We start from the raw sequence: 24,548 nt of genomic DNA, 5'->3' as shown, positions 1-24,548 counted from the left end.
TCCCGTACACCTGTCCGGGAAGTGGTAGACTGACGTCGATGACTCCCGCCCGCCTCGCCTCCGTGCCCGCGGCGGAGTCCCCCTCGGCGCTCGGCTCCGCCGATCCGCGAGCCCGGCGCACCCGCCGCCGCGTGTTCGACGCGGTCGAGCGGCTCGTCATGCAGAGCGACGGCGAGAGGGCCGAGGGCATCGCGGTGAGCGACATCGTGCGCGAGGCCGGGATCAGCCGCAGCTCGTTCTACGCCCACTTCGACGACGCGGCGGGAGTCGCCTCCGCGCTGCTCCGCCAGGACCTCGTGGTCGCCGACGTCGCCGAGGGCGATCCCGCCGACCGCTCCGGAGCCGACGCCCTGCAGCGCGGCTACTCGCGGCTCGTCGAGCGGCTGGTCGACCGCCACGCCTTCCATGCCCGGCTCCGCGCGCGGCCCTCCGCCCGGGTCGCCTCCGACGACGCCGTGCTCGACACGGCGCTCGCCCTGCACCGCGAGGTGCTCGCCCGGGTCGACGTCCCCGCAGCGGTCGACCCCGAGCTCACCGCGATCTTCGCGGCCGGCGGCGTCCTCTCCGTGGTCGGCGCCTGGCTCGCCGGCTCCCTCGACGGCACCGACGAGGAGCTGGTCGAGCACCTCGTCGCGCTGCTCCCGGCCTGGCTCGCCGCGGCGCCGCTGCGCCCCCTGGACTCCTCACTCCCACCACGCCCCACGACGAAAGGCACGACATGATGACATTCGAGGTCGGCGAGACCCTGGTCTACCCGCACCACGGAGCGGTGACGATCACCGGGCTCGAGAAGCGCTCGGTCAAGGGCGTCGAGAAGACGTTCATGACGATGAACGTGCACACCAGCGAGCTCACCATCACCCTCCCCGTCGAGAACGCCGAGCTCGTCGGCGTCCGCGAGATCATCGACGACGCCGGAGTCCAGGCGGTCTACGACGTCCTGCGCAGCGACGTCGCGGAGGAGGCCAGCAACTGGTCCCGCCGCTTCAAGGCCAACCAGGAGAAGATGGCCAGCGGCAGCGTGTACCGCGTCAGCGAGGTCGTCCGCGACCTGTGGCGCCGCGAGCAGGCGGGCGGCGTCTCGGCCGGCGAGAAGCGGATGCTCCTCAAGGCGCGTCAGATCCTCGTGTCGGAGCTCTCGCTCGCCCTGAAGGGCACCGACGAGGAGGCCTCGGCCAAGCTCGACGAGGTCCTCGCCTCGGCGATCTGACCCCGCGTCGCGGCGGGTCGGCTCACTCGGGCCGGCACGCCGCGATGATCCTCGCGGCGACCTCGTCCTGCGAGGCGGAGCCGTCGATCCGCACCAGGAGCTCGCGCTCGTCGTAGACCTCCGCCAGAGGAGCCGTCTCGCGCTCGTAGACCTCGATCCGGTTCCGCACCACCTCGGGGTCGTCGTCGGCGCGGTCCTGCTCCTGCGCCCGCACGTGCAGCCGCTCGAGGACCACGTCCGCGTCGGCCGTCAGCAGCACGACGCACGAGAGCGGCGTGCCCCGCTCCTCGAGGAGCTCCGCCAGCGCGTCCACCTGGGCGAGCGTGCGCGGGTAGCCGTCGAGGATGAACCCGTCCCGGGCGTCCTCCTCGGCGATGCGCTCGGCGACCAGGGCGTTCGTCAGCTCGTCCGGCACGTACTCGCCGGCCTCCACGAGCGCCCGCAGACGCCGTCCGAGGTCGGTGCCGTCGGCGACGTGCGCGCGGAACAGATCGCCGGTGGAGATCGCCGGCACCCCCAGCTCGCGCGACAGCACGGCCGCCTGGGTGCCCTTGCCCACGCCGGGCGGGCCCATCATGATGACGCGCATCGCTCGTCCTCCTCGGTGTCGTCAGGCGATGCTAGCGGTGCGGAGCGGGGTGGCCGGTGCACACCGCGCCCGTAGGCTGGCGGGACGAGCCGAGGAGGAGCGATGCCCGCAGCACCCGGGGCCGAGCAGGCCGCCGCCGATCTGGCCGCGCTCCTGCGCGAGCTCTCCGCAGAGCTCGACGCCCGCGGCATCGCCGACCAGGCCGTCGCCGAGCTGCGGACGCCGCGCGCGATCCTCGGCTTCCGCCGCAAGCCGGTGATGGCGCCGGTGACCCGCGCGTGGCGCCTCGGCGTGGTGCTCCTCGGACGCGAGGGCGAGCTCCTCGCGACGGGATCGGTCACTCGTGCCGTCGCTCCGCTGCACGCCAACAACCAGTCCGAGTCGCAGGAGGCGCGCCGCGAGATCCGGCGCGCCGCCTTCGACGGTCCGTTCCAGGAGGGCGAGATCGTCAACTACGGCTGGCGGCGCCTCGCACTGGACGCCGCAGCGCTCGAGTCGGGCCAGGAGCCTCTGGCCCTGCGCGGCTCCGAGGTGCTCGTGCGCTGGGCGCCCGGTCTGGGCGAGCAGGGACTGATGCCGCTGCGCCGGTACCTGGCCGACCGCCTCGACCTCCTCGAGGCCGACTAGCGCCGGGTCACTCCTCCTCGGCCAGCGGGTGGAACCACGGCGGGTAGACGGCGACGCGGGGAGAGGCGTCGATGCCCTCGAAGAGAGCCTTGACGCGGTTGCGGGCGGCGACCGACGCCACGCCGACCGTCGCGACGCCCTCGAGCGGGAAGCGCTCGGGCACGAGCGCCTCCGCGCTGCGCAGGGCCGGCTCGTCGACCAGGAGGCGCGCGAAGGTGCGCACGAGCGCGTCGCCCTCGGTGAAGCGCGTGAGGACGTGGGAGGCGTCGCCGTCGCTCAGCACCGGGGCGGAGGCGAGCGAGCCCACCAGGACGACGTACTGCGAGGCGGTGGTCTCGTGGGCGCTCGGCGACCAGTGCGGAGCGACCCGCTCGCCGCGCAGGTCGGCCCAGAGGGCGGCGTCGGGGGAGAGGAAGAAGGGCACGAAGCCGGCGACGCTGACGCCGTCCTTCACCTGCACGGTACGGCGGTGCTCGCGGGTGGTCTCGGCGCTGACGTCGATCGCGGGGCGCTCCTGGAGCTGCTGGTCCGCCAGGATCGCGCCGGCGGCGACGATCGCCTCGAGGTTGTCGAGGTGGGTGACGTGGTAGATCCGCTGCGCGGCGATGTCGACCTTCGGCAGGGGCTTCTCGCGCGCCGTGCCGCGGGCGGCGGCACGGGCGGTGGCCGCACGGGAGGTCCCGGGCACGCGCGCGGGGGCGCGGGTGGCACGGCCGACCTGCTCGGGGAGCTTCTTCGGGGTGCAGACGTCGCAGAGCGCGATGTCGAGGCCGTGGATGCATTCGGTGGGCACTCTGGATTCCTTCTGCGCGCGGGCTCGGGGTTCCGCCGCAGGGACGACGTTACGCGACCGGGGCCCTCGCGCGTCCCGGCGGCGGCGATCCGCGGGGCCGCGGCGTCCGCCCGGGCATCCTCTGGGAGGCGCCGGAGCACCGCTCCCCGCCGCGTAGCGTGAGCGGGATGAAGCGCGTGCCGCCCGCCGAGGGCCAGGAATCCGTCTGGGACTACCCGCGACCGCCGAGGGTCGAGACCACCACCGAGCACGTGGTCGTGCGGCTGGGCGGCGTCGTCGTCGCCGAGTCCCGCGACGCTCTCCGCGTCCTCGAGACGAGCCACCCTCCCGTCTACTACCTCCCCGTGTCCTCGTTCGCGCCCGGGGCGCTCGAGCCCGCGCCCGGCCGCAGCATCTGCGAGTTCAAGGGCGCGGCCTCCTACCTGACCGTGCGCGGGGGAGGAGGAGCGGTCGCGGAGGCGGCGGGCTGGACGTACCCCGAGCCGATGGCCGGCTTCGAGGCCCTCGTCGACACCGTCGCCCTCTACCCCGGCCGGATGGACTCCTGCACGGTCGACGGCGAGACGGTCCAGCCGCAGCCGGGCGACTTCTACGGCGGCTGGATCACCTCGCGTGTGGTCGGTCCGTTCAAGGGCTCGCCGGGCACGATGTTCTGGTGAATCAGACAGGGGAGGGCGGACCGAGCGGGTCCTGGACGAGGACCGCTCGTGCGGCGTCGATCCCCGAGGCCTCCAGCGTCCATTCCGGCCGCACCAAAGTCTCCGGCGTGACGCGGAACCGCAGCTCCTCGACCGGCGCACCGTCCGGACCGACGATCCGGTGCGTCCCGTTCGGCCGGTAGCCGAGGGCCTCCGAGACCCGGATCGAGCGGGTGTTCCAGGCGAGGGCGGCGCTCTCGGCGACCTCGGCTCCGAGGTGGTCGAAGGCGAGGAGGAGGACGGCCGCTCGCATCTCCTGCCCGAGGCCGCGGCCCTGCGCCGAGCGGGTGAGCCACGAGCCCGAGGTCAGGGTGCGGGTGGTGGCGAAGGACTCGGCGACCACGTCCTGACAGCCGACGACCCGGCCGTCCTCGACCACGGCGAACGCGACGCGCCACGCCTCCCGCGTCGTCTGCGCGCGCTGCGACCAGTGGAAGCGGGCGAGCTCGCCGGGCAGGCGCTCCGCCGGCGCCTCGGCCCAGGGGGAGGGGAACGGCGAGCGGCCGCTCTCGTGCACGCCCGCGAGGGCCGCGTCGGCGAGAGGGCCGAGGTCGGCGTCGCGGACCGGATGCAGCTCGAGCCGCGGCGTGCGCAGCTCCAGCGAGAACAGGGGCCAGGGGTCGGTGCTCATCCGACGACGCTAGCGAGCGGAGGCGCGCACCGCGCGACCAGGCGGGTACCGGTGGTGGGACTCGAACCCACAAGCCCTCTCGGACAGAGCATTTTGAGTGCCCCGCGTCTGCCATTCCGCCACACCGGCTCATCACCAGCCCGTCGAGAATACCGTAGGCTCATCGGCGTGACTGACCAGGAACCCTCGTCGACCGCACCCCGTCGGGTCGTCGTCGCCGAAGACGAATCCCTCATCCGCCTCGACATCGTGGAGATCCTCCGCGACAACGGCTTCGAGGTCGTCGGCGAGGCCGGCGACGGCGAGACCGCTGTGGCCCTCGCCACCGAGCTGCGCCCCGATCTCGTCATCATGGACGTCAAGATGCCCCAGCTCGACGGCATCTCGGCGGCCGAGCGCCTCTCGAAGGCGCACATCGCGCCCGTCGTCCTGCTCACCGCCTTCAGCCAGAAGGAGCTCGTCGAGCGCGCCAGCGAGGCCGGAGCGCTCGCCTACGTCGTGAAGCCCTTCACGCCCAACGACCTGCTGCCCGCGATCGAGATCGCCCTCTCGCGGTACGCCCAGATCCTCACCCTCGAGGCCGAGGTCGCCGACATGGTCGAGCGCTTCGAGACCCGCAAGCTCGTCGACCGCGCCAAGGGCCTGCTCAACGAGAAGATGGGGCTCACCGAGCCCGAGGCGTTCCGCTGGATCCAGAAGGCCTCCATGGACCGCCGGCTCACCATGCACGACGTCGCGCAGGCGATCATCGAGCAGCTGAGCACGAAGAAGGCCTAGCGCGAGGCCGGGCCCGAGGGCCCACGGCCTCAGGGCCAGAGGCGGGTGCGCTCCCACGGGGAGCCGCCCGCCTCCGTCGTTCCCGGGCGGTACTCGAGACGGGTGTGATCCTGCTCCGGCGCGGTCGAGCCCTGCCAGAACTCGATGCGCTCGGGCACGACGCGGTAGACGGCCCACTCCCGGTCGAGCGTCGCGGGCGAGCAGCCCACGGCGACGCTGGTCTGGAGCGTGACGAGGCCGAAGTCCTGCGCGCTGCGCATCGGCTCGCTCTGGCGTCCGACGAGCAGGGCGGTGCGAGCGGCCTCGGAGCGGCGGCGGAAGTCGTCGGCCGACTCCTGCGCGGAGGCGCGCTCGACCCGGCCCTCGACCCGGACCTGACGGCCCTGGACCGGCCAGAAGAAGGTCAGCGCGGCGTGCGGGTTCTCCTCCATGGCGCGTCCCTTGGGGCTGGTGGCATGGGTGGAGAACGCCCAGCCCGCCTCGTCGATCTCGCGCAGCACGAGCACGCGCGCCGAGACGGTGCCGTCGTCTGAGGCGGTGGAGAGCGTGGCGCCGTGGGGGAGGAGCTGGCCCGCGTCCTTCGCCTCCTCGAGCCACTGCGCGAACAGCTCGAGAGGATCGGCCGGAGCCGCCTCCGCATCGAACGAGGGCAGGTCGGAGGGCATGGACGGGAGGCTCTTGAGGAGATGGCGAAGGCTCATCCGCTCAGTGTCGCCCTTCGGGCACCACCGGGCACAGTCGCGCGCCGTCGCTTGACAGTGCCGCTCGCCGCGGTGCCGGGCCTCCGAGCGGCGCGGCCGACCGGTCGATCCCCGGTCGCGCGCAGGCGCGGGCGGTCCCGACGGCGATCGCGGTCCTCGCCCTCCGCTCCCGCGAGGGGGACCCGTCCGCTCCCCGTCAGCGGGCGTCTCGGATGATGTTGGTGATCCGCACGGTGGAGAGGCGGCGCCCCTCCTGGTCGCGCACGACGATCTCGTGGGTGGTGAGGGTGGAGCCCAGGTGGATCGCGTCGCAGGTGGCGATCACGAAGCCCGAGTGGACCGACCGGCTGTGGCTCGCGTTCAGCTCGATGCCCATCGCCAGGCGGCCCGCGCCGGCGTGCACGTTCGCCGCGATCGAGCCCATCGACTCGGCGAGCACGACGTGCGCGCCGCCGTGCAGGATGCCGACCGGCTGCCGGTTGCCCTCGACGGGCATCGAGGCCACCGAGTGCTGCGGGGTGAGCTCGTGCCAGAGGATCCCCATCCGCTCGGCGAGCTCGCCCATGCCGCGGCCGATCCCGGCGACCAGGTCGAGCGCGGGCGGGCGGATCCAGGCGGTCGTGGTGGGGGTCGGCTCGGTCACGTCGCTCCTCGCGCTGGAGCCTCGGAGCGGCCCTGACCGGCGGGCGCGAGCGGGCCGATCCGGTGTCGGAGGCGCTGTGTAGTCTGGCCCTGTGTCAGATCCGGAACAGCCTACCCTCCTGCTCGTCGACGGCCATTCCCTGGCGTTCCGGGCGTTCTACGCGCTCCCGGTCGACAGCTTCCAGACCCGCGAGGGCCAGCACACGAACGCCATCCACGGCTTCCTCTCGATGCTGATCCTGCTGCTGAAGAACGAGAAGCCGACCCACCTCGGCGTCGCGTTCGACATCTCCCGCTACTCGTTCCGCACCCGCGAGTACCCGGAGTACAAGGGCACCCGCGGCGAGACGCCGCCCGAGTTCAAGGGCCAGGTCCCCCTCCTCGAGGAGGCGCTGCACGCCATGAACATCCGGACCGTCTCGAAGGAGGACTTCGAGGCCGACGACATCCTCGCGACGCTCGCGCGCCAGGGGGCCGAGGCCGGCTTCCGCGTGCTGGTCGTCTCGGGCGATCGCGACACCATACAGCTGGTGACCCCGGACGTCACCCTGCTCTACCCCTCCACCCAGGGCGTCTCGCAGCTCACCCGCTACGACCGCGACAAGGTCTTCGAGAAGTACGGCGTCGAGCCGCACCAGTACCCCGAGATCGCCGCGCTCGTCGGCGAGACCAGCGACAACCTGCCCGGCGTCGACAAGGTCGGCCCCAAGACGGCCGCGAAGTGGGTCAACCAGTACGGCACGGTCGCCGACATCATCGCCCACGCCGACGAGATCAAGGGTGTGGTCGGCGAGAAGCTGCGCGAGCAGAAGGAGAACGCGCTCCGCAACCGCCGCCTCAACCGGCTGGTGACGGACGTCGAGCTCCCCCTCGGGCCGCACGATCTGACGCGCCGTCCGATCGATCCCGACGCGGTCCGCGAGATCTTCAGCCGCCTCGAGTTCAAGACCCTGCAGGAGCGGGTCCTCACGATCGCCGCGGAGGAGGGCGTCGACGGCGCTGCCGCGGCCCTGGCGGGCGACGTGGTCACGACCTCCGCACCCGCCGTCCGCACCCTGGTCGACGAGGAGCTCGCGCACTGGCTCGACCGCGTGTCGGCGAAGGGCACCGCGCCGGTCGCCGTGCAGGTCCTGCTCGGAGCCGGCGGGCTCGAGGGTGTGGGCCTCGCGGTCGAGAAGGAGACGGCGTTCGTCCCGTGGGCCGCCGAGCGGCCCGACTACACCGCGCTCGAGCAGTGGCTGGCCGGGCCCGCCCCCAAGTACTTCGCCGACGCGAAGCCCCAGATCAAGGCGCTGCGGAGGGCCGGACTCCCCGTCGCGGGGCTCGCGTTCGACACCCGCGTCGCCTCCTGGCTGGTGCAGCCCACCGGGCACCCGGCCACGCTCGCGGCGCAGGTCGCGCAGCACCTCGACGAGACCATGGCGCAGGGCGACCCGAACCAGCTGGTCCCCACCGTCGAGCCGATGGGGCCCGCCACCGAGGCCTGGTACGCGTACCGGCTCGTCGCTCCGCTGCGCGAGCGGCTGGGCGAGGGGATGCTCTCGGTGCTCGTCGACATCGAGCTGCCGATCGTCCAGGTCCTAGCGACGATGGAGCTCACCGGCGTCGCGATCGACGCCGACGTGCTGGCGCGCCTCCGCGCCGAGCTGACCGTCTCGGCCGCCGACCTCGCGAGCCGCGCGTTCGCCGAGATCGGCCACGAGATGAACCTCGGCTCGCCCAAGCAGCTGCAGCAGGTCCTCTTCGAGGAGCTCGACATGCCGCGCACCCGGGCCACGAAGACGGGCTACACCACCGACGCCTCCGCCCTCGCCGACCTGCAGGAGTCCCACCCGCACCCGTTCCTCGGGCTGCTCCTCGAGCACCGCGACGCGACCAAGCTCAAGCAGATCATCGAGACGCTCGAGAAGTCGGTCACCGCCGACGGCCGGATCCACACCAGCTACGACCAGACCGGCACGGCCACCGGCCGGATCTCCTCCAACGACCCGAACCTGCAGAACATCCCCGTCCGCAGCGAGGTGGGCCGCCGCATCCGCACCGCCTTCGTCCACGGAGCGGAGGCGAGCACCCTCCTCACCGCCGACTACTCGCAGATCGAGATGCGGATCATGGCGCACCTCTCCGGCGACGCCGGGCTGATCGAGGCCTTCCACTCCGGCGAGGACCTGCACCGCTTCGTCGGATCGCGGATCTTCGGCGTCGATCCGGGCGACGTCACCTCGGCCATGCGCAACAAGGTCAAGGCGATGTCGTACGGCCTCGCCTACGGCCTGAGCGCCTTCGGCCTGTCGAAGCAGCTGCGCATCTCGAGCGCCGAGGCCAAGCAGCTGATGACCGACTACTTCGTCCGCTTCGGCGCGGTGCGCGACTACCTCCGCAGCGTCGTCGAGCAGGCCCGCGAGACCGGCTACACCGAGACGATCTTCGGACGCCGGCGTCCGTTCCCCGACCTGCAGAGCGCGAACCGCGTCCTCCGCGACAACGCCGAGAGGGCGGCACTCAACTCGCCGATCCAGGGCTCGGCCGCCGACATCATGAAGCGCGCGATGATCGGCGTGCAGGCCGACCTCGACGAGCAGGGGCTCGGCTCGCGGATGCTCCTCCAGGTGCACGACGAGCTGATCTTCGACGTCGCCCCCGGCGAGGAGGAGTCGCTCGAGGCGCTCGTCCGCGGCCGGATGGCGGGTGCCGCCGACCTGAGCGTCCCGCTCGAGGTGCAGGTGGGCCACGGGTCCGACTGGGACGTCGCCGCGCACTGAGCCGGCCGCAGGGCCTGGCTAGGCTCGGAGGCATGAGCACCGACACCCCCCGCGAGCCCACCGCCGTCGACGCCGTCGCCGAGCGCTGGGTCGACACGCTCGTCGACCTCGACCCCACCCTCGGCACCGCGATCGGACGCAGCGGCGCGAACGGCCGTCTGGGCGACTACTCGCCGGCCGGTCTCGAGCAGGCCCGGGCGGCGACCGCCTTGGCCCTCGCCGAGCTCGAGGCCGCCGACCCCGTGGACGACGTCGACCGCGTCACGGCCGCCGACCTCGGCGCCGAGCTCCGGCTCTCCCTGGAGGGGCACGACGCCGGTCTGCCGCTGCGGGACCTCAACGTGATCGCGTCCCCGGCGCAGGAGCTGCGCGACGTCTTCGACCTGATGCCGACGGACGAGGTCGCCGACTGGGAGGCGGTCGCCGAGCGGCTGCTGGCCGTGCCGGCCGCCCTCGAGGGCTACGCGGAGACCCTGCGCGAGGGGATCCGCACCGGCGTGGTCCCCGCCCGCCGCCAGGTCGAGCTCGTCGCCGAGCAGGCGCGGAAGATCGCCGCTCCCCGCGGGTTCTTCGCCGAGCTGGCCGCGGAGGCCGCTCCCGCCGCCGGATCCCTGCCCGCGTCGCTCGCTCAGCGGCTGGAGGACGGCGCCCGCCGTGCCTCGGCCGCCTACGGGTCGCTCGCGCAGTTCCTCCGGGGCGAGCTCGCCCCCGCCGCGACCGAGCAGGACGCCGTCGGCCGGGAGCTGTACGCGCTGTACTCCCGCCGCTTCCTCGGCGCTGTCGTCGACCTCGACGAGACCTACGAGTGGGGGATCGAGGAGCTGGCCCGCATGACGTCCGAGCAGGAGGCGATCGCGCGCGAGATCCTGCCCGGCGCCTCCGTCGCCGAGGCGATCGCCCACCTCGAGGCGGACCCGGCCCGCACTCTGCACGGCGTCGACGCTCTGCAGGCGTGGATGCAGGAGGCCAGCGACCGCTCCGTCCGCGAGCTCGCCGGCACCGCCTTCGACATCCCGGAGGAGGTGCGCCGCCTCGAGTGCAGGATCGCGCCGACCCAGGAGGGCGGCATCTACTACACCGGTCCGAGCGACGACTTCTCGCGCCCAGGGCGGATGTGGTGGTCGGTCCCGGCCGGAGTCACCGAGTTCGCCACCTGGCGGGAGCTGACCACGGTCTACCACGAGGGCGTCCCGGGCCATCACCTGCAGATCGGCCAGGCCGTCCACAACCGCGCCCGCCTCAACACCTGGCGCCGTCAGCTCGCCGGGACCTCCGGCCACGCCGAGGGCTGGGCGCTCTACGCGGAGCGGCTGATGGAGCGCTTCGGCTACCTCGACGACCCGGCCGACCGCCTGGGCATGCTCGACGGCCAGCGGATGCGCGCGGCGCGCGTCGTGCTGGACATCGGCGTGCACCTCCAGAAGCCGATGCCGGGCTCCGGCACCGTCTGGACCGCCGAGTCGGCCCTCGACTTCATGCGGGCCAACGTGAACATGGACGACGCGTTCGTGCGCTTCGAGGTGAACCGGTACCTCGGCTGGCCGGGGCAGGCTCCGTCCTACAAGATCGGGCAGCGGATCTGGGAGCAGCTGCGCGACGAGGCGGAGGCGCGCGAGGGCGCCGCGTTCTCGCTCGCGGCCTTCCACCGGAGGGCGCTCGACCTCGGCGGCGTCGGTCTCGACACCCTCCGCTCCTCCCTCGCCGGCTGACTCCGGAACCCGCGCCTGGACGGGCGCGGCGAGATTGCCGTGCGCCTCCCGGGGCGTCTAAGCTGGGGTGTCACTTCTGTGGCGCCGCCGTGCCCGCGGCGCGCGAGGAAGGCCGGTCCTCCGGCCGGCCGAGCGCGGCTCCCGGGCCGGAGGCACATCCCTCACCACCGCAGTGGTCACCACTCCGCCGAGCCGCGAGGCCCGCAGGCGGCCGCCGCCCGAGACCCATCCATCCTGGAGCATCCCTTAATGACAACCGCAACGACCGACAAGGCAACCAAGCAGGTCGCGATCAACGACATCGGGTCTGCTGAAGACTTTCTTGCCGCGGTCGAAAAGACTCTGAAGTTCTTCAACGACGGAGACCTCATCGAAGGCACCGTCGTGAAGATCGACCGCGACGAGGTCCTCCTCGACGTCGGCTACAAGACCGAGGGCGTCATCCCCTCGCGCGAGCTCTCCATCAAGCACGACGTCGACCCCTCCGAGGTCGTCAACGTGGGCGACAGCGTCGAGGCCCTCGTCCTCCAGAAGGAGGACAAGGAGGGTCGCCTGATCCTGTCCAAGAAGCGTGCGCAGTACGAGCGCGCGTGGGGCGACGTCGAGAAGATCAAGGAGTCGGACGGCGTCGTCACCGGCTCGGTCATCGAGGTCGTCAAGGGCGGTCTCATCGTCGACATCGGCCTCCGCGGCTTTCTCCCGGCCTCGCTCATCGAGCTGCGCCGCGTCCGCGACCTCACGCCGTACCTCGGCCAGGAGATCGAGGCGAAGATCCTCGAGCTCGACAAGAACCGTAACAACGTGGTCCTGTCGCGTCGCGCGCTCCTCGAGCAGACCCAGTCCGAGAGCCGCACCACGTTCCTGAACAACCTGCACAAGGGTCAGGTCCGCAAGGGCGTCGTGTCGTCGATCGTCAACTTCGGCGCGTTCGTCGACCTCGGCGGCGTCGACGGTCTCGTCCACGTCTCCGAGCTCTCCTGGAAGCACATCGAGCACGCCTCCGAGGTCGTCGAGGTGGGCCAGGAGGTCACCGTCGAGATCCTCGAGGTCGACCTCGACCGCGAGCGCGTGTCGCTCTCGCTCAAGGCGACCCAGGAGGACCCGTGGCAGGTCTTCGCCCGCACCCACGCGATCGGACAGGTCGCGCCGGGCAAGGTCACGAAGCTGGTCCCGTTCGGTGCCTTCGTCCGCGTCGCGGACGGCATCGAGGGCCTCGTCCACATCTCCGAGCTGTCGGGCAAGCACGTCGAGCTCGCCGAGCAGGTCGTGTCGGTCGGCGAAGAGGTGTTCGTCAAGGTCATCGACATCGACCTCGACCGTCGCCGCATCTCCCTCTCGCTCAAGCAGGCGAACGAGAACGTCGACCCCGAGGGCACCGAGTTCGACCCGGCGCTCTACGGCATGGCCACGGAGTACGACGACCAGGGGAACTACAAGTACCCCGAGGGCTTCGACCCCGAGACCAACGAGTGGCGCGAGGGCTTCGAGTCGCAGCGCGAGGCCTGGGAGCTGGAGTACGCCGCTGCTCAGGCGCGCTGGGAGGCCCACAAGGCCCAGGTCGCCAAGTCGCAGGAGGAGGCGGCCACCGTCTCCGAGGGCGTCTCGGTCGGCGCCGGCTTCACCAGCGAGTCGACCACCGGCGGCACCCTCGCCGACGACGAGTCGCTCGCCGCGCTCCGCGAGAAGCTGTCCTCGAACAACTGATCGCGAGCACATCGCATCGAACGGCCGGTCCCCTCGGGGGCCGGCCGTTCGGCGTTCCGGGCGACGGCGCTGGGTAGGGTGGCCGGGTGCATCTCGTCGCCCTCACCGGAGGCATCGCCTCGGGCAAGTCCACCGTCGCCCGCCGTCTCGCCGAGCACGGAGCGGTGGTGGTCGACGCCGACGTCCTCGCGCGCGAGGTCGTCGAGCCGGGGGAGCCGGCGCTGGCGGCGATCGCCGAGCGCTTCGGCCCGTCCGTGATCCGCGCGGACGGCGCGCTCGACCGCCCGGCGCTCGGCGCGATCGTCTTCTCGGACGCGGCGGCCCGCGCCGACCTCAATGCGATCACCCATCCGGCGGTGACCCTCCGTTCGCAGCGGCTGTTCGCGGAGGCCGCCGAGGCGGACCCGGCCGCGGTGGTCGTCTACGACGTCCCCCTCCTGGCCGAGGGCCGTGGAGCGGGGGAGTTCGACGAGGTGGTCGTCGTGCACGCGCCGCAGCACCTCCGCATCGAGCGTCTCGTCGCCCTCCGGGGACTGACCGAGGAGGAGGCTCGTGCGCGGGTCTCGTCGCAGGCGAGCGACGAGGAGCGCCTCGCCCTCGCCGACGTCGTGATCGACTCCTCCGGCATGCTGGAGGAGACGCTCGCTCGGACCGACGCGCTGTGGGAGCGTCTCGCCCGCTGACGGTCCGTCCCGGACACCCGCCCTCGTGGCCGAGCGGCCCGGCCGGAGAGCGCACCCCCGTTCGCCGCCAGCGCACGCGCCGTCCGGTGTCGGTGGTCGCGGCTACGCTTCGAACCATGGAGCCAACCCGTGCCGTGCACCCGTTCGAGGTCATCAGCGAGTACAAGCCGAGCGGTGACCAGCCCGGCGCGATCGCCGATCTGAGCGCCCGCATCAACGCCGGCGAGACCGATGTCGTCCTGCTGGGCGCCACCGGGACCGGCAAGTCCGCGACCACGGCCTGGCTCGTCGAGGCCGTGCAGCGCCCCACGCTCGTGCTCGCGCACAACAAGACCCTCGCCGCGCAGCTCGCCAACGAGTTCCGCGAGCTGTTCCCCAACAACGCCGTCGAGTACTTCGTCTCGTACTACGACTACTACCAGCCCGAGGCCTACGTCCCGCAGACGGACACCTTCATCGAGAAGGACAGCTCGGTCAACGCCGAGGTCGAGCGGCTGCGCCACTCCACCACGAACTCGCTCCTGAGCCGCCGCGACGTGATCGTGGTGTCGACCGTCTCCTGCATCTACGGCCTCGGCCAGCCCGAGCAGTACCTCGAGGCGATGGTGGCGCTCCAGGTCGGCCAGCGGGTCGACCGGGACCGCCTCATCCGCAAGTTCGTGTCGATGCAGTACGCGCGCAACGACGTCGACTTCGCCCGCGGCACCTTCCGGGTGCGGGGCGACACGATCGAGATCATCCCGATGTACGAGGAGCTCGCGATCCGGATCGAGATGTTCGGCGACGAGATCGAGGCGCTCTACACGCTCCACCCGCTCACCGGCGACATCGTCCGGAAGCTCGACTCCGTGTCGGTCTTCCCTGGCTCGCACTACGTCGCCAGCCAGGACGTCATGCACCGTGCGATCGACACCATCCAGCAGGAGCTCGAGGTGCGCCTCGCCGACCTCGAGAAGCAGAACAAGCTCCTCGAAGCGCAGCGCCTGCGGATGCGCACGACCTTCGATCTCGAGATGATGCAGCAGATCGGATTCTGCTCCGGCATCGAGAACTACTCCCGCCACATCGACGGCCGCGAGTCGGGCGAGGCCCCGCACTGCCTGCTCGACTACTTCCCGGACGACTTCCTCGTCGTGATCGACGAGTCGCACGTGACGGTGCCGCAGATCGGTGCGATGTACGAGGGCGACGCGTCCCGCAAGCGCACGCTGGTCGAGCACGGCTTCCGCCTGCCCTCGGCGATGGACAACCGGCCCCTGAAGTGGGAGGAGTTCAAGTCGCGCGTCGGTCAGACCGTCTACCTCTCGGCGACCCCGGGCCGCTACGAGATGGGCATCGCCGACGGCATCGTCGAGCAGATCATCCGCCCGACCGGCCTGATCGACCCCGAGATCGTCGTCAAGCCGACGAAGGGCCAGATCGACGACCTGCTCGAGGAGATCAAGCGCCGCACCGAGCGCGACGAGCGCGTGCTCGTCACGACGCTGACGAAGCGCATGGCCGAGGAGCTCACCGACTTCCTCACGGAGGCGGGCGTCCGCGTCCGCTACCTGCACTCCGATGTCGACACCCTGCGCCGCGTCGAGCTCCTCTCGGAGCTGCGGGCGGGCGTCTACGACGTCCTGGTCGGCATCAACCTGCTGCGCGAGGGGCTCGACCTGCCCGAGGTCTCGCTCGTGGCGATCCTCGACGCCGACAAGGAGGGCTTCCTCCGCTCGTCCACGTCGCTCATCCAGACGATCGGCCGTGCGGCGCGCAACGTCTCGGGCGAGGTCCACATGTACGCCGACAAGGTGACGGACTCGATGCGGCTCGCGATCGACGAGACCGACCGCCGACGCGAGAAGCAGGTCGCCTACAACCTCGACCACGGCATCGACCCGACGCCGCTGCGGAAGAAGATCGCCGACATCACCGACGCCCTCGCCCGTGAGGGGGCCGACACCGCCAAGCTGCTCGCCGGGCGCGACGCCAAGAAGAAGAGCCCGACGCCGAACCTGCGCCGTCAGGGTCTCGCCGCGAACGGCGGCAACGACCTCGAGGCGATCATCTCCGACCTCAACGGGCAGATGCTCCAGGCGGCGGGCGAGCTCAAGTTCGAGCTCGCGGCCCGGCTGCGGGACGAGGTCCAGGAGCTCAAGCGCGAGCTCCGCCAGATGGAGAAGGCCGGGCACCTGTCCTGATCGGGGGCGCTGATCCGCAAGGGGAGGGGCCCGCGGATCAGCGCCCAGCGAACGCCACGGGCGATGTCGGTGGCTCCGCATACACTTTCGGAGTGTCGATCCTGAACGCCGTTACGGACCCCTCCTCCACCCCCTCTCCCTCCTTCCACCGCTTCGTCTCCTCGCTCGACGAGTCGTCCTCGAAGCTGGTGGTGAGCGGCGCGCGGGTGCACAACCTGCAGAACGTCGACCTCGAGATCCCGCGCGACTCGATGGTGGTGTTCACCGGTCTCTCGGGCTCGGGCAAGTCCTCCCTGGCCTTCGACACGATCTTCGCGGAGGGCCAGCGGCGCTACGTCGAGTCACTCTCCGCGTACGCCCGCCAGTTCCTCGGGCAGGTGGACCGGCCGGACGTCGACTTCATCGAGGGCCTCAGCCCCGCGGTCTCGATCGACCAGAAGTCGACGAACCGCAACCCGCGCTCCACCGTCGGCACGATCACCGAGATCTTCGACTACATGCGTCTGCTGTGGGCGCGCATCGGCGTCCCGCACTGCCCCATCTGCAGCGAGCGGATCTCCGCGCAGACCGTGCAGCAGATCGCCGACCAGCTGATGGAGCTCGAGACCGGTACCCGCTACCAGATCCTCAGCCCCGTCGTCTCGCAGAAGAAGGGCGAGTTCGTCGACCTCTTCAAGGAGCTGACCGCGGGCGGCTACTCCCGCGCCATGGTGGACGGGAAGCTCGTCCAGCTGAGCGAGCCGCCGGTGCTCAAGAAGCAGTACAAGCACGACATCTCCGTCGTGGTCGACCGGCTCGTGGCCGGCCCCGACATCCTCGGGCGCCTCACCGACTCGCTCGAGACGGCCCTGCGGCTCACCGACGGCATCGTGCAGATCAACTACGTCGACGGCGAGGGCGACGGCGCCTGGACCACCTACTCCGAGAAGCTGTCCTGCCCCAACAACCACCCGATCTCGCTGACCGAGATCGAGCCGCGGACCTTCTCCTTCAACGCGCCCTTCGGCGCCTGCCCGGAGTGCTCGGGCCTCGGCACGCGCATGTCGGTCGACGACGAGCTGCTGCTCGGCGACCCCGACCTGAGCATCGCCGAGGGCGTCATCATCCCCTGGACCACCCAGGGCAAGGGCTTGTTCCAGTACTACGAGAAGCTGCTCGACGGCCTCTCCCGCGACCTCGGCTTCACGCTCACCACCCCGTGGAAGCGCCTCAGCACCGAGGTGCAGCAGGCCGTCCTCCACGGCGACAACTTCGAGGTCAAGGTCAAGTGGAAGAACCGCTACGGCCGCGAGATGAGCTACACCTCGGGCTTCGAGGGCGTCGTGCCCTACATCGAGCGCCAGTTCGTCCAGGCCGAGACCGACGTCCAGCGCACGCGCTGGTCCGAGTTCCTCCGCGAGGTGCCCTGCCCCGTGTGCAAGGGCTCCCGCCTCAAGCCCGAGGTGCTCGCCGTGCTCGTGCACGGGGCGAGCATCGCGGACGTGGCCGACCTCAGCCTCGGCGACGCCCAGGACTTCATGAGCCGGCTCGAGCTGACCGACCGCGAGGCGCACATCGCCGCGCAGGTGCTGCGCGAGATCCGCGCGCGCATCGACTTCCTCATCGAAGTCGGGCTCAACTACCTCAACCTCTCGCGCGCCGCCGCCTCCCTGTCGGGCGGCGAGGCGCAGCGCATCCGCCTGGCGACCCAGATCGGCTCCGGGCTGACCGGCGTGCTCTACGTGCTCGACGAGCCGAGCATCGGCCTGCACCAGCGCGACAACCGCCGCCTGATCGACACCCTCATCAAGCTGCGCGACCTGGGCAACACGCTGATCGTGGTCGAGCACGACGAGGACACCATCCGCACCGCCGACTGGATCGTCGACATCGGCCCGGGCGCCGGGGTCAACGGCGGCAAGGTCGTGCACTCCGGCTCCTACGAGTCGCTGCTCGAGAACACCCACTCGCTGACCGGCGACTACGTCTCGGGCCGCAAGGCGATCGAGGTCCCGAAGAAGCGGCGGAAGATCGACCGCAAGCGGATGATCAAGGTCGTCGGGGCGAACGCCAACAACCTCCGCAAGGTCGACGCGGAGTTCCCGCTCGGCACGTTCGTCGCGGTCACCGGGGTCTCCGGCTCCGGCAAGAGCACCCTCGTGAACGACATCCTCTACCGCGTGCTCGCCAACCAGCTCAACGGCGCCCGCAAGGTGCCGGGCAAGCACACGCGCGTCACCGGCCTCGAGAACCTCGACAAGGTCGTGCACGTCGACCAGAATCCGATCGGCCGCACGCCGCGCTCGAACCCGGCCACCTACACGGGCGTGTTCGACCGCATCCGCAACCTCTTCGCCGAGACCACCGAGGCGAAGGCGCGGGGGTACCTGCCCGGCCGCTTCAGCTTCAACGTCAAGGGCGGCCGCTGCGAGGCCTGCTCGGGCGACGGCACCATCAAGATCGAGATGAACTTCCTGCCCGACGTCTACGTCGCGTGCGAGGTCTGCGGGGGAGCGCGCTACAACCGCGACACCCTGACCGTGCACTACAAGGGCAAGAACATCGCCGAGGTGCTCGACATGCCGATCGCCGAGGCGGCCGACTTCTTCGAGCCGATCACGGCGATCCACCGCTTCCTCCGCACGCTGGTGGAGGTGGGCCTCGGCTACGTCCGCCTCGGGCAGAGCGCGACCACGCTCTCCGGCGGCGAGGCGCAGCGCGTCAAGCTGGCGACCGAGCTCCAGCGCCGCTCCAACGGCCGCAGCGTCTACGTGCTCGACGAGCCGACGACGGGCCTGCACTTCGAGGACGTCCGCAAGCTCCTCCTCGTCCTCAACGGCCTGGTCGACAAGGGCAACACGGTGATCACCATCGAGCACAACCTCGACGTCATCAAGTCGGCCGACTGGCTGATCGACATGGGTCCCGAGGGCGGCGCCGGCGGCGGACAGGTGGTCGCGGTGGGCACCCCCGAGCACGTGGCGAAGGTCGAGGGCAGCCACACCGGCATGTTCCTCGCCGAGATCCTCGGCTGACGCGAGCGAGAGGCATGGCGCAGACAGTCGACTTCCGGCCGAAGCCGGGTGAGATCCCGACCCTCCCGGGCGTGTACCGCTTCACGGACGCCCGGGGGCGGGTGCTCTACGTGGGCAAGGCCAAGAACCTCCGCGCGCGGCTGAGCAACTACTTCGCCCCGCTGCCGAGCCTGCACGAGCGCACCCGCCGGATGGTCACCTCGGCCTCCGGGGTCGAGTGGACCGTCGTCGGCACCGACGTCGAGGCCCTGCAGCTCGAGTTCACCTGGATCAACGAGTTCGATCCCCCCTTCAACGTCAAGTTCCGCGACGACAAGTCCTACCCCTACATGGCGGTGACGCTCGGCGACGAGGCCCCGCGGGTGATGGTCACGCGGAACGCCAAGATCAGGAAGGCCCGCTACTTCGGGCCCTACCCGAAGATCTGGGCGATCCACGAGACGATCGACCTGATGATCAAGGCGTTCCCGATCAGGACCTGCAACGACTCCAACTACAAGCGCGCCATGCAGAGCGGCAAGCCCTGCTTCGCGTCGCAGATCGGCCGCTGCGGCGGGCCCTGCTCCCAGCGCGTCACCTTCGCCGAGCACCGCGAGATGGTCGACCGCTTCGTCGCCTTCATGGGCAGCCACGACCGCCGGATGATCGGCGAGCTCGAGAAGGAGATGCGCGAGGCCGCCGCGGCGATGGAGTACGAGCGCGCCGGCAAGCTTCGCGATCAGGCCGCCGCCCTCGACGCGGTCCTCGCCAAGAGCGCGGTCGTGCTCAAGGACAACGTGGACGTCGACCTCTACGCGATCGTCCACGACGAGCTCGCCGCCTCCGTGCAGCAGTTCCGGGTCCGCGGCGGGCGCATCCGCGGCGAGCGGGGCTGGGTCGTCGACAAGGAGCTCGACATGAGCACGGCGGAGCTCGTCGACACGGCCCTCCAGGCCGCCTACGAGACCGGCGACGTCCCGCCCCGGGAGGTCGTCGTGCCGGAGCTGCCCGAGGACACCGAGGCGCTCGAGGAGTGGCTGAGCGGACTGCGCGGCACGAACGTGCGCCTCCGAGCGGCCCAGCGCGGAGACAAGGCCGCCCTCCTCGAGACGGCGACGCAGAACGCGAAGCACTCGCTGATGCTCTACAAGACCCGCCGCTCCGCCGACTTCACCGCTCGGACGCAGGCCCTGGAGGACATCCGCGACGCCCTCGGCATGAGCGAGGCGCCGCTCCGGATGGAGTGCTACGACGTCTCCCACCTCAGCGGCACCAACATCGTCGCCTCGATGGTGGTCTTCGAGGACGGGCTCGCGCGGAAGGACCAGTACCGGCGGTTCTCCATCGCGGAGTCGACGGACGACACCGAGTCGCTGCACCAGGTGCTCACCCGCCGCCTCGCGTACCTCCGCGAGCCGGTCGAGCCCGCGGCGGTCGACCCCGAGACCGGCGAGGCCAAGCGGCGCAAGTTCTCGTACCCCCCGCAGCTGCTGATCGTCGACGGCGGCCAGCCGCAGGTCGCAGCCGCGCAGCGCGCGCTCGACGAGTCCGGGGTGACCGGCATCACCCTCTGCGGGATCGCCAAGCGCCTCGAGGAGATCTGGCTGCCGGACTCCGACTTCCCCGTCATCCTGCCGCGCAACAGCGATGCGCTCTTCCTCTTCCAGCGCATCCGCGACGAGGCGCACCGCTTCGCGATCACCCACCAGAGGACGCGTCGCAAGCGCGACATCTCGTCGCAGCTGGCCGAGGTGCCCGGGCTCGGAGGCACGCGAGTTCGCGACCTGCTGAAGCACTTCGGATCCGTCGCCCGGCTCCGCGAGGCGGGCGAGGCCGAGATCGCCGAGGTCAAGGGCATCGGCCCGACGCTGGCGGGCGCGATCCACGCGCACCTGCATCCGGACGGGTCCGCCGTCGGGGGCACGCCCTAGGCTGGAGGCCCGCGCTCCGGGGGAGAGCGGCCGGTGCCCGGCACCGAGGACACGAGCAGACACGAGCACGGAGAGCGCATGAGCACGGAGAGCGAGCAGCAGGACGTGCTGATCGTCACGGGGATGTCCGGAGCGGGCCGGTCCACGGCCGCGAACGCGCTGGAGGACCTCGGCTGGTACGTCGTCGACAACCTGCCGCCGCAGATGCTGCGCCCGCTGGTCGACCTGGCGCAGCGTGCGGGGGACACGCTGCCGAAGATCGCGGCGGTCGTCGACGTCCGCGGACGCGACTTCTTCGAGGACCTCGGCGACATCGTCCGCGAGCTGCGCGCCGGGGTCGACCTCCGAGTGGTGTTCCTCGAGGCCACCGACGCCGCGCTCGTCCGCCGCTTCGAGCAGGTGCGCCGTCCGCACCCGCTGCAGGGCCGGGGGACCCTCCTCGACGGCATCTCCGCCGAGCGGACGCGCCTCGCTCAGCTGCGGGAATCGGCCGACATCGTCATCGACACCTCGGACCTCAACATCCACCAGCTGGCCACCAGCATCACCGAGCGCTTCGCCGAGGCCGGCCGCGCGGGCCTCCAGGTCACGGTGATGAGCTTCGGCTTCAAGTACGGGCTGCCGACGGACGCCGACATGGTGGCCGACGCGCGGTTCCTGCCGAACCCGTACTGGATCCCGGAGCTGCGTCCGCACACGGGTCTCGACGAAGAGGTGAGAGACTACGTGCTGGCCCAGCAGGGCGCCGAGGAGTTCATCGACTCCTACTCCCGGGCCCTGCGCCCCGTGCTCGACGGCTACCAGCGCGAGAACAAGCGCCACGCGACCATCGCGATCGGCTGCACGGGAGGCAAGCACCGCTCCGTCGCGGTCGCGGGCCGTGTCGCGGCCCGTCTGGCCGAGCTGCCGGGCGTCGCCGTCAACGTGGCGCACCGCGACCTCGGCCGAGAATGATCCCCGCGCGCTCAGCCGCGCACCCGACGTAAGGAAGACTCCGTGGCCCTCACCGCAGACGTCAAGGGCGAACTGGTCGCGATCGTCTCGCGCAAGAACACCGTCCGTGCCGCCGAACTGGCGACCATCCTCCGCTTCTCCGGAGGACTGCACATCATCTCCAACCGCCTCGCGGTCGAGGTCGAGCTCGACTCCGCCCCGCTCGCGACCCGCGTGCGCCGCGACCTCGCCGAGCTGTACGGCGTCCGCAGCGAGGGCAGCATCGTCTCGGCCGGCGGATCCCGGAGGACCACGAGCTGGCTGGTGCGCGTCGTCGAGGGCGGGGACACCCTCGCCCGGCAGACCGGCCTCCTCGACCAGCGGGGCCGGCCCGTCCGCGGCCTGCCCAACCGCCTCACGACCGGCTCCCGCGAGGAGCTCGCCGCCCTGTGGCGCGGCGCCTTCCTCGCCCAGGGCTCGCTGACCGACCCGGGCCGCTCCGCGGCGCTCGAGATCATCTGCCCCGGCAACGAGGCGGCCATGGCGATCGTCGGAGCCGCCGGACGCCTGGGAGTCCAGGCCAAGTCCCGCGAGGTGCGCGGCGTCCACCGGGTCGTCATCCGCGACGGCGAGAGCATCAGCGCGATGCTCACCCTGATGGGCGCGACCGCGACCGTCGCGAGCTGGGAGGAGCTGCGCCAGCGCCGCGAGGTGCGGGCGACCGCGAACCGCCTCGTCAACTTCGACGACGCGAACCTCCGCCGCTCCGCCCAGGCCGCCGTCGCGGCGTGCGCCCGCGTCGAGCGCGCGATGGAGATCCTGGGCGACGACATCCCCGAGCACCTCCGCTACGCCGGGCGCCTGCGCCTCGCGCACCGCGACGCGAGCCTCGACGAGCTCGGCCACCACGCCGATCCGCCGATGACGAAGGACGCCGTCGCCGGCCGCATCCGCCGCCTCCTCGCGATGGCCGACAAGCGCGCGTCCGACCTCGACATCCCGGGCACCGACGCGAACCTCCCGGCAGAGCTGCAGGACCTGTAGGCCCGGCCGCACGGCGCGCCCCGCCCGGCGAACGCTGAGTGTCTCCTGGTCGATCAACGCAAGCCCTCCGAACGCGGAGGGGCCCCCTCGCTAGACTGATCGGGTCGCTCAGGACACTCCCGGCCCTCCTCCTCCGCCTCGCGGAGGACGCCGAGACGCCGGCGGGTCGCACGGGAGCGACGACCACGAACAGGAGATCGCACATGGCTGACTACACGCTCGCCGAACTGCCCTACGACTACTCGGCCCTCGAGCCGAACATCAGTGGGCGGATCATGGAGCTCCACCACGACAAGCACCACGCGACGTACGTGGCCGGGGCGAACACCGCCCTCGCCTCGCTGCAGGAAGCTCGCGACAGCGAGAACCTCGCGAACGTGAACAAGCTCCAGAAGGACCTCGCCTTCAACCTCGCCGGTCACGTGAACCACACCGTGTTCTGGAACAACCTCTCGCCGGACGGCGGCGACAAGCCCGTCGGCGAGCTCGCCGCGGCCATCGACGACAACTTCGGGTCGTTCGACAAGTTCCGTGCCCACTTCACCGCCTCGGCCCTCGGCATCCAGGGCTCCGGCTGGTCGATCCTCGCCTGGGACTCGCTCGGCGAGAAGCTCATCATCGAGCAGCTCTACGACCACCAGGGCAACCTCGCCGCGGCGACCGTCCCGGTCCTCCTCCTCGACATGTGGGAGCACGCCTTCTACCTCGACTACGTCAACGTGAAGGCCGACTACGTCAAGGCGTTCTGGAACATCGTGAACTGGGCCGACGTCTCCGCGCGCTTCGAGAAGGCCCGCGAGAAGACCTCGGGCCTGCTGCTACTGTCGTAGCGATCTCGGCGTCCCGGGCCCCGCGTCCGGGACGCCCTGTCGTCGGCTTCCACCCCTCCACTGCACCGTCGAGGTGCCTTTCCTCACCAGGAGATATCTGTGTCCGTCAAGATCGGCATCAACGGCTTCGGCCGTATCGGCCGTAACTTCTTCCGTGCAGCCCTCGCCAAGGGCAGCGACCTCGAGATCGTCGCGGTCAACGACCTCACCGACAACAAGGCCCTCGCGCACCTCCTGAAGTACGACTCCATCACGGGCCGCCTCGACGCGACCGTCGAGCTCGACGGCGACCGCATCGTCGTCAACGGCAAGCCGATCATCGTCCTCGAGGAGCGCGACCCCGCGAACCTCCCCTGGGGCGAGCTGGGAGTCGACGTCGTCATCGAGTCGACCGGCCGCTTCACCAAGTCGGAGGACGCGCGCAAGCACATCACCGCGGGTGCCAAGAAGGTCATCGTCTCCGCTCCCGCCACCGGCAGCGACGTCGCGACCCTGGTCCTCGGCGTGAACGAGAACACCTACGACCCCGCGACGCACGACATCATCTCGAACGCGTCCTGCACCACGAACTGCCTCGCGCCGCTCGCCAAGGTGCTGCTCGACAACTTCGGCATCGAGCGCGGCCTGATGACCACGGTCCACGCGTACACCGCCGACCAGAACCTCCAGGACGGCCCGCACAGCGACCTGCGTCGCGCCCGTGCCGCCGCCGTCAACATCATCCCGACCTCGACCGGTGCCGCCAAGGCGCTCGGCCTGGTCATCCCGGAGCTCGTCGGCAAGCTCGACGGCTACGCCCTCCGCGTCCCGGTCCCGACCGGCTCGATCACCGACCTCACCGTCGAGCTGACCAAGCCCGCCACCGTCGAGGAGATCAACGCGGCGTACAAGGCCGCCTCCGAGGGAGACCTCAAGGGCATCCTCAAGTACACCGAGGACCCGATCGTCTCGAGCGACATCGTGACCGACCCGCACTCGTCGATCTTCGACGCGGGCCTCACGAAGGTCATCGGCAGCCAGGTCAAGGTCGCCTCCTGGTACGACAACGAGTGGGGCTACTCCAACCGCCTCGTCGACGTCACCGAGTTCGTCGCCGGCAAGCTCTAAG

Annotated in this window: 21 protein-coding genes and 1 tRNA gene; 16 read left to right on the top strand and 6 right to left on the bottom strand. The window is 71.0% G+C overall.

Annotation, left to right across the window (positions count from 1 at the left end; translation table 11 throughout):
* The first annotated feature begins 38 nt into the window (after nt 1-38).
* Both C5C46_RS00745 and C5C46_RS00740 read left to right on the top strand, forming a co-directional pair.
* Nucleotides 39-722, top strand: coding sequence for a TetR/AcrR family transcriptional regulator (locus tag C5C46_RS00745; protein ID WP_104225305.1), 684 nt, complete (start codon nt 39-41; stop codon nt 720-722).
* On the top strand, nt 722-1,210 hold the full coding sequence (locus tag C5C46_RS00740) for a CarD family transcriptional regulator (RefSeq protein ID WP_068257183.1): 489 nt from the start codon (nt 722-724) through the stop codon (nt 1,208-1,210). Before C5C46_RS00745 ends, C5C46_RS00740 begins: the two co-directional genes overlap by 1 nt.
* A gap of 22 nt (nt 1,211-1,232) precedes the next feature.
* Here C5C46_RS00740 and C5C46_RS00735 read toward each other — a convergent pair whose 3' ends face one another.
* Complete coding sequence (locus C5C46_RS00735) at nt 1,233-1,799, bottom strand: adenylate kinase (RefSeq protein ID WP_104221879.1); 567 nt, start codon at nt 1,797-1,799, stop codon at nt 1,233-1,235.
* Nucleotides 1,800-1,901: 102 nt separating this feature from the next.
* Here C5C46_RS00735 and C5C46_RS00730 point away from each other — a divergent pair, with 102 nt between their 5' ends.
* Nucleotides 1,902-2,426, top strand: a complete 525-nt coding sequence (locus C5C46_RS00730; RefSeq protein ID WP_104225304.1) for a hypothetical protein — start codon at nt 1,902-1,904, stop codon at nt 2,424-2,426.
* A 7-nt stretch (nt 2,427-2,433) separates the two neighbouring features.
* Here the strand turns inward: C5C46_RS00730 and C5C46_RS00725 are convergent, their stop codons facing one another.
* Entirely contained in the window at nt 2,434-3,219 is a 786-nt protein-coding gene (locus tag C5C46_RS00725) for a DarT ssDNA thymidine ADP-ribosyltransferase family protein (protein WP_181136471.1), read from the bottom strand.
* A gap of 167 nt (nt 3,220-3,386) precedes the next feature.
* On the opposite strand from C5C46_RS00725, the gene C5C46_RS00720 reads away from it, so the two are divergent.
* Entirely contained in the window at nt 3,387-3,878 is a 492-nt protein-coding gene (locus tag C5C46_RS00720; RefSeq protein WP_104225302.1) for a DUF427 domain-containing protein, read from the top strand.
* Between the two features lies 1 nt (nt 3,879).
* Here C5C46_RS00720 and C5C46_RS00715 read toward each other — a convergent pair whose 3' ends face one another.
* Nucleotides 3,880-4,548 (bottom strand): GNAT family N-acetyltransferase, encoded by a 669-nt coding sequence (locus tag C5C46_RS00715; RefSeq protein WP_104225301.1) that lies wholly within the window; start codon nt 4,546-4,548, stop codon nt 3,880-3,882.
* 46 nt (nt 4,549-4,594) lie between these two features.
* Nucleotides 4,595-4,677, bottom strand: a tRNA-Leu gene (locus C5C46_RS00710).
* 39 nt (nt 4,678-4,716) lie between these two features.
* Here C5C46_RS00710 and C5C46_RS00705 point away from each other — a divergent pair.
* On the top strand, nt 4,717-5,325 hold the full coding sequence (locus tag C5C46_RS00705) for an ANTAR domain-containing response regulator (RefSeq protein ID WP_104221889.1): 609 nt from the start codon (nt 4,717-4,719) through the stop codon (nt 5,323-5,325).
* 29 nt (nt 5,326-5,354) lie between these two features.
* Here the strand turns inward: C5C46_RS00705 and C5C46_RS00700 are convergent, their stop codons facing one another.
* Both C5C46_RS00700 and C5C46_RS00695 read right to left on the bottom strand, forming a co-directional pair.
* On the bottom strand, nt 5,355-6,026 hold the full coding sequence (locus C5C46_RS00700) for a pyridoxal 5'-phosphate synthase (RefSeq protein ID WP_104221891.1): 672 nt from the start codon (nt 6,024-6,026) through the stop codon (nt 5,355-5,357).
* 196 nt (nt 6,027-6,222) lie between these two features.
* Nucleotides 6,223-6,669: a PaaI family thioesterase gene (locus C5C46_RS00695; protein WP_374953047.1), complete on the bottom strand. Its 447-nt coding sequence runs from the start codon at nt 6,667-6,669 to the stop codon at nt 6,223-6,225.
* Nucleotides 6,670-6,760: 91 nt separating this feature from the next.
* On the opposite strand from C5C46_RS00695, the gene polA reads away from it, so the two are divergent.
* The 11 genes from polA (at nt 6,761) to gap (ending at nt 24,547) form a co-directional block, all read left to right on the top strand.
* Nucleotides 6,761-9,430: a DNA polymerase I gene (gene polA, locus C5C46_RS00690; protein ID WP_104225300.1), complete on the top strand. Its 2,670-nt coding sequence runs from the start codon at nt 6,761-6,763 to the stop codon at nt 9,428-9,430.
* Nucleotides 9,431-9,462: 32 nt separating this feature from the next.
* On the top strand, nt 9,463-11,139 hold the full coding sequence (locus tag C5C46_RS00685; protein ID WP_104225299.1) for a DUF885 domain-containing protein: 1,677 nt from the start codon (nt 9,463-9,465) through the stop codon (nt 11,137-11,139).
* Between the two features lie 249 nt (nt 11,140-11,388).
* Nucleotides 11,389-12,843 carry a 30S ribosomal protein S1 gene (gene rpsA / locus C5C46_RS00680; RefSeq protein ID WP_104225298.1) on the top strand — a complete coding sequence of 485 codons (1,455 nt, stop codon included), beginning with the start codon at nt 11,389-11,391 and terminating at the stop codon, nt 12,841-12,843.
* Nucleotides 12,844-12,929: 86 nt separating this feature from the next.
* Nucleotides 12,930-13,526, top strand: coding sequence for a dephospho-CoA kinase (gene coaE, locus C5C46_RS00675; protein ID WP_104225297.1), 597 nt, complete (start codon nt 12,930-12,932; stop codon nt 13,524-13,526).
* Nucleotides 13,527-13,642: 116 nt separating this feature from the next.
* On the top strand, nt 13,643-15,709 hold the full coding sequence (gene uvrB, locus C5C46_RS00670; protein ID WP_104221901.1) for an excinuclease ABC subunit UvrB: 2,067 nt from the start codon (nt 13,643-13,645) through the stop codon (nt 15,707-15,709).
* 188 nt (nt 15,710-15,897) lie between these two features.
* On the top strand, nt 15,898-18,723 hold the full coding sequence (gene uvrA, locus C5C46_RS00665; RefSeq protein ID WP_244229661.1) for an excinuclease ABC subunit UvrA: 2,826 nt from the start codon (nt 15,898-15,900) through the stop codon (nt 18,721-18,723).
* A gap of 14 nt (nt 18,724-18,737) precedes the next feature.
* Nucleotides 18,738-20,633: an excinuclease ABC subunit UvrC gene (gene uvrC / locus C5C46_RS00660; protein ID WP_104225296.1), complete on the top strand. Its 1,896-nt coding sequence runs from the start codon at nt 18,738-18,740 to the stop codon at nt 20,631-20,633.
* A 78-nt stretch (nt 20,634-20,711) separates the two neighbouring features.
* Nucleotides 20,712-21,587 (top strand): RNase adapter RapZ, encoded by an 876-nt coding sequence (gene rapZ / locus C5C46_RS00655; protein ID WP_097166020.1) that lies wholly within the window; start codon nt 20,712-20,714, stop codon nt 21,585-21,587.
* Between the two features lie 42 nt (nt 21,588-21,629).
* The gene (gene whiA, locus C5C46_RS00650; protein ID WP_104221905.1) at nt 21,630-22,610 is read left to right on the top strand and encodes a DNA-binding protein WhiA; all 981 of its coding nucleotides are present in this window, start codon (nt 21,630-21,632) and stop codon (nt 22,608-22,610) included.
* 203 nt (nt 22,611-22,813) lie between these two features.
* Entirely contained in the window at nt 22,814-23,440 is a 627-nt protein-coding gene (locus tag C5C46_RS00645) for a superoxide dismutase (RefSeq protein WP_104221907.1), read from the top strand.
* Nucleotides 23,441-23,539: 99 nt separating this feature from the next.
* Nucleotides 23,540-24,547 carry a type I glyceraldehyde-3-phosphate dehydrogenase gene (gene gap, locus C5C46_RS00640; protein ID WP_104221909.1) on the top strand — a complete coding sequence of 336 codons (1,008 nt, stop codon included), beginning with the start codon at nt 23,540-23,542 and terminating at the stop codon, nt 24,545-24,547.
* The last annotated feature ends 1 nt before the right edge of the window (nt 24,548 follow it).

Origin of the sequence: Rathayibacter sp. AY1E6, from assembly GCF_002931115.1 — a bacterium.
Lineage (GTDB): Bacteria > Actinomycetota > Actinomycetes > Actinomycetales > Microbacteriaceae > Rathayibacter.
This window is presented reverse-complemented; position numbering and strand designations above follow the sequence as displayed.

Coding starts and splice junctions, on each gene's coding strand:
- C5C46_RS00745 (WP_104225305.1), top strand. CDS start 39: ATGACTCCCGCCCGCCTCGCCTCCGTGCCCGCGGCGGAGTCCCCCTCG.
- C5C46_RS00740 (WP_068257183.1), top strand. CDS start 722: ATGACATTCGAGGTCGGCGAGACCCTGGTCTACCCGCACCACGGAGCG.
- C5C46_RS00735 (WP_104221879.1), bottom strand. CDS start 1,799: ATGCGCGTCATCATGATGGGCCCGCCCGGCGTGGGCAAGGGCACCCAG.
- C5C46_RS00730 (WP_104225304.1), top strand. CDS start 1,902: ATGCCCGCAGCACCCGGGGCCGAGCAGGCCGCCGCCGATCTGGCCGCG.
- C5C46_RS00720 (WP_104225302.1), top strand. CDS start 3,387: ATGAAGCGCGTGCCGCCCGCCGAGGGCCAGGAATCCGTCTGGGACTAC.
- C5C46_RS00715 (WP_104225301.1), bottom strand. CDS start 4,548: ATGAGCACCGACCCCTGGCCCCTGTTCTCGCTGGAGCTGCGCACGCCG.
- C5C46_RS00700 (WP_104221891.1), bottom strand. CDS start 6,026: ATGAGCCTTCGCCATCTCCTCAAGAGCCTCCCGTCCATGCCCTCCGAC.
- C5C46_RS00685 (WP_104225299.1), top strand. CDS start 9,463: ATGAGCACCGACACCCCCCGCGAGCCCACCGCCGTCGACGCCGTCGCC.
- rpsA (WP_104225298.1), top strand. CDS start 11,389: ATGACAACCGCAACGACCGACAAGGCAACCAAGCAGGTCGCGATCAAC.
- uvrB (WP_104221901.1), top strand. CDS start 13,643: ATGGAGCCAACCCGTGCCGTGCACCCGTTCGAGGTCATCAGCGAGTAC.
- uvrC (WP_104225296.1), top strand. CDS start 18,738: ATGGCGCAGACAGTCGACTTCCGGCCGAAGCCGGGTGAGATCCCGACC.
- rapZ (WP_097166020.1), top strand. CDS start 20,712: ATGAGCACGGAGAGCGAGCAGCAGGACGTGCTGATCGTCACGGGGATG.
- C5C46_RS00645 (WP_104221907.1), top strand. CDS start 22,814: ATGGCTGACTACACGCTCGCCGAACTGCCCTACGACTACTCGGCCCTC.